Below are 14,596 nucleotides of genomic sequence, written 5' to 3'. Positions count from 1 at the left end.
CTGCATGGCGATTGGCGGGCGTACGGAACCTCGTGCGCCTCTTGTTGCCTGAGACCTGCTTATTCAACCGCTCATTAGCTGCTTATTTAATTGCAGGGGGTCACATGCGCACACTGGAGCTGGCAGGCAGAACCGTACCAGTGCTGGGTCAGGGCACCTGGCACATGGGTGAAAAAGGGCATCAGCGCTCGGCAGAGATCGCGGGCCTGTGCCTCGGTATCGAACAGGGCCTGACCCTGATCGACACCGCCGAGATGTACGCCGATGGCGCAGCCGAGGAAATCGTCGGTCAAGCCATTGCCGGACAGCGGGACAAGGTATTCGTGGTCAGCAAGGTCTACCCGCACAACGCCAGCCGCGCCGGTATCCCGACCGCGTGCGAGGCCAGCCTGCGACGAATGAACACCGACTACATCGACCTGTACTTGCTGCACTGGCCTGGCCAGTACCCGCTGACCGAGACGGTCGAGGCATTCGAGCGTCTGCGTGAAGCGGGCAAAATCGGTGCCTGGGGTGTTTCCAACTTTGATGTGCCGGACATGATCGAGCTCAACAACCCGCGTTGTGCCACCAATCAGGTGCTCTACAACCCGGAGCAACGCGGCATCGAGTTCGACCTGATGCTGTGGAGCGCGGACCGTCATCTGCCGTTGATGGCGTACTGCCCGATCGGTCAGGCTGGCGATCTGCTCTACCACCCTGCCCTGCACGAAATCGCCAAACGCCACGATGCAACACCGGCACAGATTTCCTTGGCCTGGGTGCTGCGTCAGGACAACATGATCGCCATTCCCAAGGCGACCAACCCGGAACACATTCGTCTGAACATCGCAGCCGAGCAGATTCGTCTGACCGAGCGTGATCTGGCCGATATCGATCTGGCATGGCCTGCACCCACTCGCAAGGTGCCGCTGGCGATGGTCTGACCGCTGTCAATGCGACAGCGAGCTGTCGATTGACTGAACGGCTGCCCACCCAGCCGCTTGCCGGTATGACAGATGACACACCCGGCAACAAGCTGTCACAAATATGAAATAACGCCTTGTCATCATGCGGCCTTCGCCTCCCTGCCCGGGCCAGGCCGCACGTGGACAGCCATGAACCACAGTATCGCGCACCATCATCAGGACTCCGACCTTTTCGGTCTGCTCTACGGCTTCCGGTTTCGCCACGGTGAAAGTGGCCAGGAAATCGGTTCGGCTGCCGCGCTGGATTACCTGCAAAACCCTCCCGAAGAGAACGACTTCATCTGGCTGCACCTGAACCTCTCGCATGCGGCCTGCGAGCGCTGGATGAAAACCCAGCTGGATCTTCCGGAAGAGTTTTTCGAGGCATTGCACGAGGGCTCGCGCTCGACCCGGATCGAGCACGTGGATACCACGCTGCTGGCGGTCGTCAACGACGTGGTGTTCGACTTCAACAGGCTCTCAACGGATATTTCCACCTTGTGGGTCTGTGCCCGCCAGCGTCTGCTGATCACCGCCCGGCTGCAGCCGCTGCGTTCGGTGGACAAGCTGCGCTCGGCAGTCAAACGCGGCGAGCAATTCGACTCACCGCTGGAACTCCTCGCCCATTTGCTGAGCGATCAGGGCGAAGTGCTGACGCAGTTTCTGCGCAAGACCAGCGTCAACGTCGACCGCATCGAAGACCAGTTGCTTTCGCAGCGACTGAGCAACAATCGCTCCGAACTCGGCGCCATGCGCCGGGTGCTGGTACGTCTGCAACGCCTGCTGGCGCTGGAGCCCGGTTCGTTGATGCGCCTGTTGCACAAACCTCCGCAATGGTTGCGCGAACAGGATGTCCAGGCATTGCGTCAGTCCATCGAAGAGTCCTCGCTGGTGATCAACGACCTCACGGCGCTGGGCGAGCGGATCAAACTGTTGCAGGAAGAAATTGCCGCCAACCTCAACGAACAAAGCAGCAGAACCCTGTTTACCCTGACCGTGGTGACTGTTCTGGCCTTGCCGATCAACATTGTCGCCGGCTTTTTCGGCATGAACGTGGGGGGCGTACCGCTGGCGTCCGACCCTGAGGGCTTCTGGATTCTGGTGGCGCTGGTGGCGACCTTCACCCTGGTTGCCGGGCGCTGGGCGTTCCGCAAACGCGGAGACTACTGACCGGCCTGCCGGTTGTCAGAAATCTGGCGCAAAAGCGCACTGATTGGTGGCATGTCGCATCTCTGTCACATTTTGCAATGACCATGTCAATATTCTTTCAATCCAGGATTGCGAACATGGCTACAAACGCACTGTCTCCAGACGCTCTCGGCAAGGCGAGCCTGTCAGCGAGTCAATTCGGTCGCAAGCCCAGCCGAATGACCATGATACTTTTCTTCACGATACTTATCGCAGGCTTGCTGTTCACCGGCTACAGCCTCAAACAGGACGTTGACGACATGGGCACGGTGGTCACCACCTGGACCCCGTTCGTGCTGTTGGGTGTAGCGTTGTTGATCGCGCTGGGATTCGAATTCGTCAACGGCTTTCATGACACGGCCAACGCCGTCGCCACCGTGATCTACACCCACTCCCTCCCGCCGGGCTTTGCCGTGGTCTGGTCGGGCTTTTTCAATTTTCTCGGCGTGATGCTTTCCAGCGGCGCGGTGGCATTCGGCATCATTGCCCTGCTGCCGGTGGAACTGATTCTGCAGACCGGCTCATCGGCAGGCTTCGCGATGATCTTCGCGCTGTTGATCGCGGCGATCATCTGGAACCTCGGCACCTGGTGGCTGGGTCTGCCGGCGTCCTCGTCACACACGCTGATCGGCTCGATCATCGGGGTCGGTATCGCCAACGCCCTGATGCACGGCCGCGACGGCACCAGCGGTGTGGACTGGTCGCAGGCCACCAAGATCGGTTACTCACTGCTGCTCTCGCCACTGGTGGGTTTCGGCTGTGCCGCGTTGCTGTTGCTGGCCATGCGCATGTTCATCAAGAACCGCGCGCTGTACAAGGCTCCGGAAGGCAATGCGCCGCCACCGTTGTGGATTCGCGCCATGCTGATTGTGACCTGCACGGGCGTTTCGTTCGCGCATGGCTCCAACGACGGGCAGAAAGGCATGGGCCTGATCATGTTGATTCTGGTTGGCACCCTGCCGATGGCTTATGCGCTGAACCGCACCATGCCCGCCGATCAGGCCACTCAGTTCGGTGCGATTGCAGAGGTCACCCAGCAGGCATTGATGCGCAGCGTTCCCCTGCCCGCCCCGACCGATTCGCGCAAGACCCTGTCCGATTATCTGGTCAGCAAACAGGCCGGCCCCGACCTTATCCCTGCGCTGGCGGTCATGACCGGCAAGATCGGCAATCAGGTCGCCAGCTACGGCTCGCTCTCGAAGGTGCCTGCCGAAGCGGTGACCAACGTGCGTAACGACATGTACCTGACCTCGGAAACCATCCGCCTGATGGAGAAAAACAAGGTCGGCGATTTCGACGCGGATACCAGGACCAAGCTTGAAGCGTTCAAGGGTCAGATCGACAGTGCCACGCGGTTCATTCCGACCTGGGTCAAGATTGTCGTGGCCATCGCCCTGGGGCTGGGCACGATGGTTGGCTGGAAGCGTATCGTGGTGACTGTGGGCGAGCGCATCGGCAAGACGCACATGACTTACGCTCAGGGCGCGTCGGCAGAGGTCGTGGCGATGTTCACGATCGGGGCGGCGGACATGTACGGGCTGCCGGTGTCGACGACCCATGTGCTGTCGTCCGGCGTGGCCGGTTCGATGGTCGCCAATGGCTCGGGGCTGCAAATGCGTACCCTGCGCAATCTGGCCACGGCCTGGGTTCTGACCCTGCCGGCGGCAATCCTCTTGTCAGGTTCTTTGTATTGGGTGTTCAGCAAGCTGTTCTGATGCCTGTCGCGTTTGCCCCTCCCCTTTGACTATCGTGCCGACGCGGAGCGTCGGCACGATAGTCAACTTGCATCGGATCGAATCCTGCCCGCGTCCAGCATCAGCGATCATCCAAAGGTTCAGCGCACCGCCGGATCAGGCGGCACATCGCCGTCCGCGCTGGTGTCGATGCTCACGACCACCGACATCCCAGGCCGCAGGTGCTCAAGCATGGGCTGATCGGCATCGACCACGATGCGTACCGGGATACGCTGGGAAATCTTCACGAAGTTGCCGGTGGCGTTGTCGGCAGGCAGCAGGCTGAATTCCGAACCCGCAGCGGGCGAAATTCGTTGTACGTGGCCGTGCATCTGGTGGCCGTCGAGCGCATCGACGGTAAAGCTCACCGGCTGCCCCAGGCGCACATTGGCCATCTGGGTTTCTTTCATGTTCGCCACGATCCAGCGCTGCTCGGGCACCAGTGCCATCAACTGCGCACCCGAATTGACATAGGCACCAAGACGCACGCCGATCTGCCCCAACTGCCCGTCACGCGGGGCAACGATACGCGTGTTGTCCAAGTCGATGCGCGCCAGCTCGATAGCCGCTTGCGCATTGGCGACCGAGGCTTCCAGCGAGCCACGGTTGACGATGACTGTTTGCAGGTCCTCACGGGCGATCTGCAAGACTGCCTTGGCTTCGGCAACGGCAGCGTTCGCCTGCGCGTCGGCGGCACGCGTGACATCCAGCTCGCTTTTCGAAACCGAACCGTCGGTCACCAGCGCCTGATTGCGCCGAAGATCGGCAGCGCTCTTGCGGCTCTGGGCGATGCTGTTCTGCAGTTCGGCTTGGCGCTGGCCGATGGTGGCTTCGGCACTACGCCGCTGTTGCAGATTGTTGGCCAGCGAGGCCTTCTGCACAGCCAGTTGTGCAATGGCCTGATCCAGGCGCTGACGATAGATACGGTCATCCAGACGCACCAACAGATCACCGGCCTTGACGAACTGGAAGTCCAGCACCGGTACTTCGTAGACATACCCGCTCAGCTGCGGCCCGATCAGCGTGGTCTGGCCCTTGACCTGCGCATTCTCGGTGCTCTCGATCGGGCTGGCAAACGGCGGAAGTTGCCAGGCGTACAGCACCACCAGCACCCCGGCCAGGGCAACGGCGCCGAAAATCACTGAAGACACGACACGCTTGCGGGTCGAGCGCGGCTTGCTGGTCACCGGGGACGTCAACGGAGCCGGTGGCGGCGAGTTGCGCGGGGCTTCGGTATCTGGGGTTTTGGATTCGGTCATGAAGATTTAACGCCGGAATTGGATACGGTGGGCGGAGCAGCAGGTGCAATGGGTGCCAGCGGCAGAGGTTGAGTGGTCATTTTCAGCCACAGGACCCGGGCTGAAATCCAGATCATGGTCAGCACGGCAATCAGCGCGATCAGCATGAACACATCATTGTAAGCCAGCACATTGGCTTCCCGGGTCGCGGCCGCGGCCATCGTGCGGATGCCCTGACTGTTGCGCAACGACGGGTCGGCGATCACCGAGCTGTAGCTGGCGCTGTAACTCTGCAGCCGCGCCTGTACCAGCGGATCGATGAGGGTCAGGTGTTCAACGATGTGGCTGGAATGAAACTTCTCGCGCACCACTTGAAAGGTACCCAATGCAGCAGACCCGATCAGCCCGCCGATGTTCTGAGTGATCCCGAACAACACTGAAAAACTGACCATGTTACGCGGGTTCGCCAACACGCCGCTGATCCCCAGCACCAGGGTAGGGCCAAGAAAAAATGTGCCGCCAAAGGCCAGCAGAAACTGGCTGAGGTACATGTTCGATTGGCGGGTCAGGTTGGTGGAGTGACTGTCCATCCAGGCACCGATTGCCATCATCGCCAGGGAGATCAGCAAGGGTTTGATCAGATGTGCCGGATTGATGGTCAGCGCACTGACCGCCAGCCCCGAAACGCTGCCGAGCAGCATCACCAGGTACAGCGTGTGCAACTGCTGACTGCCCATGTTCAGCGCCTGAAGAAACCCGACAGCGCCGACCGACTGTTCGGAGAGCACCACGCGAAACAGGATGACGGCCAAGCCCAGGCGCAGGATCGCTCCACTGCCCAGCCAGCGAGTGATCAGCAACGGATTGCTGCGGTTATGCTCGATGGCCAGTCCGGCGCAGATCAGCGCAATCGATGCAGCTGAGGCGATACCAATCCATTGCGCTTCCAGCCACCATTCGATACGCCCCAGCGACAGCACCGCACAGAGCAGCGCAAAACCGGTGGCCAGCAGGCCGAAGGTGAGGAAATCGAGCTTCTCGAACGCCTTGAAGCGATCGCCAGGCGGCAGTTTGAGCATCAGCACGCAGCCCAGCGAGAGCAGCGCCATGCCCAGCTCGAACAGATAAAGGCCACGCCACTGAGCAATTTGCAGCAAGTCTTCCGACACCAGCCGCGCCAGCGGCGTTGCCAGCTGGGCGGTGCCAAGCCCGAGTACCAGCGCCTTGAGCCGCCACTTCTGCGGGAAAGCCTGGATCATGTAATACAGCCCCAGGGTGCTGAGTGCAGCGCCAACCATGCCGTGTGCCGCACGTACAGCGATGGCCGAATCGATGTCGTTGACGAACAGATGCGCCAGCGTCACCAGCGCGTACAGCACCAGAAACAGCTCGGTGAACGCACGCAGACCGAATTGCTGACGGAACTTCACCAGCAGCAGATTCATCGATACGTTCGTCATGATGTAGGCCGCCGGCAGCCAGGCGATGTCCTGCGACGTCGCTCCCAGCGCGCCCTGCAGATACGGCAGGTTGGCGACCACCAGTGCGTTGCCGAGCCCACCGGTCAGCGCGACGATCACCCCTACGACAGCAAACGCCGAACGCCGCGCAGTCGAATGCAGCGGCGTCGACGGCGAGCCAGGCATGGTCGGACGCTCGTGGGCGGCCCACTCGCGTGGGGCATACTTATCGCTCATAAACGACAGAAACGGGGACTTTCATGGGGTACACCTGAGGAATTCCCTTTTGTGACATTAATGACAGTCATAATACTCATCCGCCAGGCAATGATTCGCGTTGGTCAGTGCAATACAGCATCGCTCCAGCAGTTGCGAATGCGCCAGACAGTGGATATCTGAAACTTCAGACTATGCTTAAACGCAGTTTTGCTTTGCACATTTGCGCTGCTAGGATCTTCTGCGACGCTCGAACGCTCGAATAAGAAAAAAGCGCAACCGAACAAGGAGTTCAGAATGAGTTCACAGGTTTCATCGGCCCGCTCGGTTCGACCATCCGCCAGCCGGGATTCGATCGTTGTCGACGTGCGTAACCACATTGGTCACTTGACCCTCAATCGCCCGGAAGGCCTGAACGCAATCGATCTGGACATGGTCCGCACACTTCGCCAGCAACTTGACCGCTGGGCCGACGACCCCTCGGTTCATGCCGTGGTCCTGCGTGGTGCGGGCGGCAAGGCATTCTGCGCCGGTGGCGACATCCGTTCACTGTATGAGAGCCACCAGAACGGCCACGATCTGCATCACACATTTTTTGCCGAAGAGTACGAGCTGGACCTGGCCATTCACCGTTACCGCAAGCCGGTACTGGCCCTGATGGACGGTCTGGTGCTGGGCGGCGGCATGGGCCTGGTTCAGGGAGCCGACCTGCGCGTGGTCACCGAACGCAGCCGCCTCGGCATGCCCGAAGTCGCCATTGGTTATTTCCCTGACGTCGGCGGCAGTTATTTTCTGTCGCGGCTGCCCGGCGAAGTGGGGACCTGGCTGGGCGTGACGGGGTCGCAGATCGGTGCCGCCGATGCGCTGTACTGCGGCCTTGCCAACTGGTCGATGAACAGCGAACTCCTGCCGCGCCTCGACCATATGCTCGACCATCTGAAATGGAAGTCGACCCCACTCAAGGACCTGCAGGGTGCGCTGGCCAAGCTGGCCACCCAGCGCCTGCCCTCTCCGCCGCTGGAAGCCCTGCGCCACGCCATCGACCACTTTTTCGGATTGCCGGATGTCCCCAGCATGCTCGAACAGCTTCAGCAAGTGGTCATCGGCGATACCAGAGAGTGGGCGCTGGATACCGTCAGTCGAATGAACGCTCATTCGCCGCTGGGCATGGCCGTGACTCTGGAAATGCTGCGCCGTGGTCGTCATCTGCCGCTGCAGGCCTGCTTCGCCATGGAGTTGCATCTGGACCGCCAATGGTTCGAACGCGGTGACCTGATTGAAGGCATACGCGCGCTGATCATCGATAAAGACAAGAAGCCGCGATGGAAACACGCCAGCGCGCAGGACGTCAGTGCCGCGCAGGTGCAGAGTTTCTTCAGCGGTCTGGAGAATTGAGCCGTGCACGATCTTGAATTGACCGAAGAACAGGTAATGATTCGCGACATGGCGCGCGACTTTGCCCGCAACGAAATTGCCCCACATGCCCAAGCCTGGGAAAAGGCCGGCTGGATCGATGACGCGCTGGTGGCCAAGCTCGGTGAGTTGGGCCTGCTGGGCATGGTGGTGCCAGAGCAATGGGGTGGCACTTACATCGACTACGTTGCCTATGCACTGGCGGTTGAGGAAATTTCCGCCGCCGACGCCGCCACCGGCACGCTGATGAGTGTTCACAGTTCCGTGGGCTGCGGGCCGGTCCTCAACTACGGGACCGATGAGCAGAAACATGCCTGGCTGGAAAAACTGGCCACAGGCCGGGCCATCGGCTGTTTCTGCCTTACCGAACCGCATGCAGGCTCTGAAGCCCACAACCTGCGCACTCGTGCCGAGTTGCAGGGTGATCAGTGGGTGATCAACGGCGCCAAGCAGTTCGTCAGCAATGGCAAACGGGCACAACTGGCTATCGTGTTTGCAGTGACCGACCCGGCGCTCGGCAAAAAGGGCCTGTCAGCCTTTCTGGTACCGACCGAGAACCCTGGTTTCGTGGTGGATCGCAGCGAGCACAAGATGGGCATCCGGGCATCGGACACCTGCGCGGTCACCTTGAACAACTGCCGAATCCCGTCCGCCAACCTGCTGGGTGAGCGTCGCAAGGGGCTGTCTATCGCCCTCTCCAACCTGGAAGGCGGCCGCATCGGCATCGCCGCGCAGGCACTGGGAATCGCCCGCGCCGCCTTCGAAGCAGCGCTGGCGTATGCGCGGGAACGGGTGCAGTTCGACAAACCGATCATCGAACATCAAAGTATTGCCAATCTGCTGGCCGATATGCACACCCGGATCAACGCCGCCCGCCTGCTGACCCTGCACGCTGCGCGGCTGCGCAGCGCCGGGCAAGCGTGTCTGTCGGAAGCCTCTCAGGCCAAGCTGTTCGCTTCTGAAATGGCCGAATGGGTGTGCTCCAAGGCAATCCAGATTCATGGCGGCTATGGCTACCTGGAGGACTACCCTGTCGAGCGTTTCTACCGGGACGCGCGCATCACCCAGATTTACGAAGGCTCCAGTGAGATCCAGCGCCTGCTGATCGCCAGGGAACTGCGTCATTATCTGGTCTGATTCAGGCGCAGTGGCCGCTCAATGCGGTACGCCGGGGCAGAGCATCAGGGCTTCACAAATCGCTCTCGCCCCAGCAACGTCACCAGCAAGGCTACCGAGTCGGCATTTTTGAGCATGATGTCGACCCGCTTGTGGACGTCTTCATAAAACACATCACGCGCCTCTTCGAGCGTGCTCTTGCCAGCGATGCGCAGAATCGTCTGTTTTCCATTACCATCCATTCGCCTCAGGTCGCGCCACGAATCTTCGTCCAGCTGCTTGAACAACTTGTCGCGGTCTGTATGAAAGGACAGCGTCTTTTGCTGCTGATAAATCAGTTCGTTTCTGATCCGCAGTCGATAGGTCGGTGCATCTTCAAGCAAATCGATGAATGGGGCCTGTGAGTCCACGTAAGCAATGTCATCCGCTTTCAGCACCATATGTGATAACTCATGAATCAGGATCGCGGCCCGGTAATGCTGAGGAAACTTGAACTCCCCGGCACGTTGCGCGCTGAGCTTCAATCGATAGGTCGGCAGTCGAAAAAACTGCTCCGTCAGAAAAATCCTCCGCGCCGGGTCTGCTTCGAAGATGAACGCGCTGGCCGATTCGTTGCCCATTCGATTGACTCCGACCACATAACGCGGCGAGTCGATGGGCGACAGCGAAGGGTCTATCAACTCCTGATACAGACCGGTGACAGCTTTTTTAGTCACTTCGTAGAGTCGATCGTCAGGCACTTTCTGCGCAAAAAAATCGCTCAGTATTTTCTCCGCACGCGGATCCAGCTTGTTGTCCGGCAAGCGTCTGGTCAGGTTGTCCAGAGCGTTTTCCAGATAGCGCTGCGCCTGCAGGCAGGCATCTTCGATGGTCAAAGCCATATCCCGGTGGCGATGACGAATTTCGGGCATGCCTCGAGCGCTGACAACCATGATTTCATCAACCAGATCGTCGACAAGACTGCCCTCCATACGGGTAAGCGCCCCTCCTCCACCGCGCAGTCCGCCCTGGATGTCCAGCTTCCATTGCTGATCCGCATCCAGACTCACCGAGGGACCGATCCTGTCGCCCGACACAATGAACCAACCGTCCTCATCTGACTGCACCTCATAGGTTTTCCCACCTATGGCTGCATACGCTCTGCCGGTAACAGGATCGCGGTAGACGCTTAACAGTTCATCGCGTTGCAGCGTGTACAAGGCTATGTCATGAACTTCGAACTCGCGCAAACGCTCCCGTATCTGTTGCGTCAGAGAACTGTTGCCCCAAGAGAACTCGAACGTATCAGCGGCATCGATCAATTGCACAAGCGGGTCGGGCGACGTTGGGTCATCCAGCAAGGCGCTGGTCTCATGAGACGTCAGTGATGCGGCTTCCGCAGGGTTCTGCCCGGAAGAAATCATCACGCTCAGCGCCGTCATGAACTCCGAGATCGCCTGGCCCCATTGCTGATCCGTTGCCGAGATGAGCGACAGGTTCAACAATGTCTCCCCCTGAATGATGCCGATCAGTGCCCCCAGGCGTCCGGGCATGAGCGCCATGAATTGCTCTGCGCCCAGCGTGAACAGATACTGCGTCGCCGCGCGGCGGTGTTCGGCATTGGTGACGCTGTACTGCTTGACCTGCAACTTCAGAATATCCACAGCGCCCTTGAACATCAGCAACAGGCAATTGCCCTCATAGGGATCGATTTGCACGGTGACAGGGGCAGCACGCTCGAACGGCAGATCGAAAGAGGACTCGGTGCTGAAAGGCAGGTGCGGCTCCACAAAGCCACCCTTGTCGTAAATCTTGCGCAAATCGGGGTCGATCCGGTCCAGAATGTACGCTTGGAAATAGGCTGAAGTGTGAATATCAAGCACCAGCGCAGCCTGGTCGGGATACTCCTTGAATACGAACTCGTCGTGCAGGGGCGCATAAAGCACCCACGGTCCCGGCTGATTTTCCCTTGGCCCCATCAGGTACGTATTGAGCACGACGGTCGGCTCCCAGCCCTCCTTGGCCGGCAGCAGTTTCAAGGGACTGAGGATCATCTGGCAGCCGTTGACCGGCAGGCGCGCGACCGCATCAGGCATGCTCAGTACGTTTTCGATAATCCGATACGCCTGCTCGGACAGCTCGTTTTTCAGCTTGGAAGCAAAGGCTCGCAAAATATCCAGCGAAGGAACCTGCTCGACGAACAGTTTGCGGCGCTCGAGATAATCCGGCCTCGTCTCGGCCAGCACCGAGTTCAGCATCGTGCGGTAACCCGAGGCGATGTCCAGCGACCTCACCAGCTCACGCAGATACACAGGTGTCAGGGCCACGTCCAGCGGCGTGCCATCCTTTGAGGAGAGCAGAATGACCCCGTCCTGCCTGGACAGAAAGCGATTGATTGCAAACTCCACCAGGTTTTCGCTTACGACCTGGGTAGCCGCAGGTATCGACTGGGGCAACTCGCCCGGCGCCACCGGGGCGGGGACGTAGTGCGTCAGCGAAACACGCACGTTTTCAGGATCAGGCCGAGGCTTCGCGAAGTCCTTGTCGAACCTGCGCTTGAGTTGCTTGAGGGAGTAATCGTAGAGGCTTGGAATATCGAACAGAAAGTCCTTCTCGCCGACACAGGTCACATAAAACCGTCGCAGGGTCTCGACCAGAATGACCTGATCACGCTTCGACGCCTCGCTGACCCATGAAGGTACGAGCGCTTTGTAAATGATGAGCTGAATGGCAACCCCCAGAGAATTGAGGGCCTGGCGATTTCGGTCATCCCGCTCTGCGGCACTCAGCAGGTTGGCGAACAGTTCCGACGGCACTTGCCAGGCTATGGACTGCCGATAAAGATCGGCCACCGTACGCTGCTGGCGCTCGACCTCGTCGCGCTGCAATGCCTCGATGAAATGCTCTTCAATGGGTTGCAGGACGACCTTGAGTTCAAGCGTCCCTCGACGGGCACGCTGGCCGAGTAACATGCGTCGGTCAGGTTCAGCGATAACGCCTGACACCTGCGAGCTCAGCTCCATGCTTGTCAGTCGCCCGGCGACATACTCTTCCAGCGCCTGCAGGGTTTCAAAACCGACGAGTCCCTGATCCAGGATCCACAGGACGGGCTTACTGTCGGGAAGCCTGCCAGTGACCACAAACGCATTGGTTACCTTGACCACGGGCACCTGCGGGTCGTACTGAACCGTTACCCTAAAAACATCGACGCGCGCCTCGCCCAACGTCTGCCGAAGTGCCGGCAACGGCCTGTCGAGGACCTGCTGTACGTTGTCGAGGAAAGCGACAGGCAGCGTGGCCGTGCGCCGTTCGACCAGCAACTCAAGACGCAGCGAGTACTCCCGGACCAGGGCGGATATCACGTCGGGATGCATGCTGGTATCGCGTTGGCGAATCGTACGTGAGTAGAACTCGCTGATCTGACCCTCGAAGCGATGGGCAAAATCTGCCTGCACGCAGATCAATATCTGCTCAAGCAATGCCAGCGACAGACGCTGCACCGGTTGATCCGCCACCGGAGTGATCTGCCCGGCGAGAACGATGCTGTCAGCCAGGGGGATGCTTGTGTAACCGCAGACCCGTTCAAGCGCCAGCGTCAACACTGGCACCGGCGTCGCCTCAGCGACATCCGCCTGCACCCAAAGCTTGCGGGCATCAAGGGGCGGACCGCCGATCAAAGCCAGATAGAGGTTGAGCGCGCGATGCATGCAGCCATCTGCACCGGGATGCAGGGCATCGACGCTGCCGAGCAAGGCGTCGAGCTTTTTCAACTTGCCCATCCAGTTGTAGGACGGGTCTGAAATCAAGTTCGGCCGCTCACTGATACTGCTCTGGGCAGCCGCCCCCCAGACGCTGTCAAAGCTCAGCCGGTCCTGACGCCAGCGCCCTGCATCGTGCATGTTCAATAGCCGACCATCGAGCAGCTTGCGGATATCCAGCGCATCGTCAATCCGAGCCGGATTTTTTTCGGAATGAAGGGCCGGCAGGTCAAGTACGTAGCGCAGGTCGCGCTCTTGCAAGGCGATCAGGGCATCAATGAATTCGCTGAAAAAGTCCTCGGTGAGCGTGTCGTGACGTAGCTCAAGCTGACCTTCCAGGCTAATGACGGAATAATCATTCAACGATGAGTAAAACAACAATCCGGCGCGTGAAGGGCCCCTCAGCACATGCTCGATGGCCTGAGCCTGATCGCCGAAGCGCAGGAAGCCCGGCAATGACGAATAGAGAAATACCGCCGGTGACGCCTCTCCGGGGAAATCGATGAGGAATACGCCGACCAGCTTGACGGGGTCCTGGCCGGCCACGACAACTGATAACCTGCGTACCCTTGGCACCGGCGCAGCGGGCCCGCCAGGCTGCGAAGGCAGCAGGGTCAGCAGCCAGCGATATTCAGCCTCCGTCATGTTGCGGTGCGCCCGGCCCGATAACAGATGCTGGCGAAAACACTCTGCAAGCGCATCAGCGGTGAGGTCGCGACGCGTGCGCCCATCCTGCCCCTGAGACGTCCAGTAGTCAGACAGCAACTGCTCATACGCGGTGCCGACTGAAGCAGCCGAGTCTGCCAGCGCCTGATCGAAAACGATCGCCTGTGCCTCGGGTAACGCCGCCCCCTTGGTATCCAGATAGCGACGTGTCTGGCCTTGCGGCAGGGATTCGTAGGAAAACGCCTGCATGGCGGCATCGGCAAGGTATTGAGTTCCGACGACTGTTGACGCTGCCGGAGCAGCACCGGGCGCCGTGTGCACAAGCTGGACGGTCTGGGCAACGACGTCGATGCCCCTTTCTACCAGCACATCCTGAAAGGCCTTGCCTGTCGCCTGTCGAAAATCAGGCAGCGCCTCCAACCTTGCCGCCAGGCGCTGCAGATGCCCGGCCTGCTGGCGCAGCACGGCCTGCGTGCGGGCGTCAAACAGCGAGCCTTCGATGCGTTCGCGCTCGACGATCGACAAGGCAGTGATATCGTCGAATCGCTGCTGCAAGGCGTTGAACAGCGCGCTGCGACTCTCGAATTGCTCGATGCCGAAGGCCAGGGTACTGAGAAAGACCCGCGCCGAGGGATTGGCGGCATCACTGATGAACAGGGCTGCGGCCAATTCCGCATTAACGGGCTGCGCGTCGCTTATCAGCAGCCGGTCGACTCGGGGAGCCGCATCGCTGGTGGGCTCGTTACTTTCGGCAGCCAATAGCTGCAACCACGCGCCGTCGTCATGGCTGATTCGAGACTGTTCGATAGCGTCCCGAATGTCTTGTGTGAAGCGCGCGCGCAGAGAGTCGCTGAAAAAATAGGGAGCTGCTGACATGTACTG

The 14,596-nt window shown here is 60.0% G+C and carries 8 protein-coding genes; 5 read left to right on the top strand and 3 right to left on the bottom strand.

The features are described from left to right. The first annotated feature begins 104 nt into the window (after positions 1-104). The 3 genes from BLR16_RS18165 to BLR16_RS18155 all read left to right on the top strand — a co-directional run bounded on the left by BLR16_RS18165 (position 105) and on the right by BLR16_RS18155 (position 3,850). Positions 105-926 (top strand): aldo/keto reductase, encoded by an 822-nt coding sequence (locus BLR16_RS18165; RefSeq protein WP_003315245.1) that lies wholly within the window; start codon positions 105-107, stop codon positions 924-926. A gap of 171 nt (positions 927-1,097) precedes the next feature. Beyond that, positions 1,098-2,117 carry a transporter gene (locus BLR16_RS18160; protein WP_003368594.1) on the top strand — a complete coding sequence of 340 codons (1,020 nt, stop codon included), beginning with the start codon at positions 1,098-1,100 and terminating at the stop codon, positions 2,115-2,117. A 116-nt stretch (positions 2,118-2,233) separates the two neighbouring features. After that, a complete protein-coding gene (locus tag BLR16_RS18155; RefSeq protein WP_024662568.1) occupies positions 2,234-3,850 on the top strand; it encodes an inorganic phosphate transporter in 1,617 nt (538 codons plus the stop codon). A 119-nt stretch (positions 3,851-3,969) separates the two neighbouring features. Here the strand turns inward: BLR16_RS18155 and BLR16_RS18150 are convergent, their stop codons facing one another. Both BLR16_RS18150 and BLR16_RS18145 read right to left on the bottom strand, forming a co-directional pair. Beyond that, a complete protein-coding gene (locus tag BLR16_RS18150) occupies positions 3,970-5,127 on the bottom strand; it encodes an HlyD family secretion protein (protein ID WP_092194459.1) in 1,158 nt (385 codons plus the stop codon). Next, positions 5,124-6,803, bottom strand: a complete 1,680-nt coding sequence (locus BLR16_RS18145) for an MFS transporter (protein WP_074807939.1) — start codon at positions 6,801-6,803, stop codon at positions 5,124-5,126. Before BLR16_RS18145 ends, BLR16_RS18150 begins: the two co-directional genes overlap by 4 nt. A 276-nt stretch (positions 6,804-7,079) precedes the next feature. Between BLR16_RS18145 and BLR16_RS18135 the strand changes: the two genes are divergently transcribed. Next, a complete protein-coding gene (locus BLR16_RS18135; protein WP_058415897.1) occupies positions 7,080-8,177 on the top strand; it encodes an enoyl-CoA hydratase/isomerase family protein in 1,098 nt (365 codons plus the stop codon). A 3-nt stretch (positions 8,178-8,180) separates the two neighbouring features. Next, positions 8,181-9,332, top strand: a complete 1,152-nt coding sequence (locus BLR16_RS18130; protein ID WP_092194457.1) for an acyl-CoA dehydrogenase family protein — start codon at positions 8,181-8,183, stop codon at positions 9,330-9,332. 44 nt (positions 9,333-9,376) lie between these two features. On the opposite strand, the gene BLR16_RS18125 is transcribed toward BLR16_RS18130, so the two are convergent. Then, positions 9,377-14,590: a dermonecrotic toxin domain-containing protein gene (locus BLR16_RS18125; RefSeq protein WP_074807937.1), complete on the bottom strand. Its 5,214-nt coding sequence runs from the start codon at positions 14,588-14,590 to the stop codon at positions 9,377-9,379. Positions 14,591-14,596 lie beyond the last annotated feature (6 nt).

Origin of the sequence: Pseudomonas sp. BS3767, from assembly GCF_900099665.1 — a bacterium.
In the GTDB taxonomy this organism is placed as follows: Bacteria; Pseudomonadota; Gammaproteobacteria; order Pseudomonadales; family Pseudomonadaceae; genus Aquipseudomonas; species Aquipseudomonas cerasi.
This window is presented reverse-complemented; position numbering and strand designations above follow the sequence as displayed.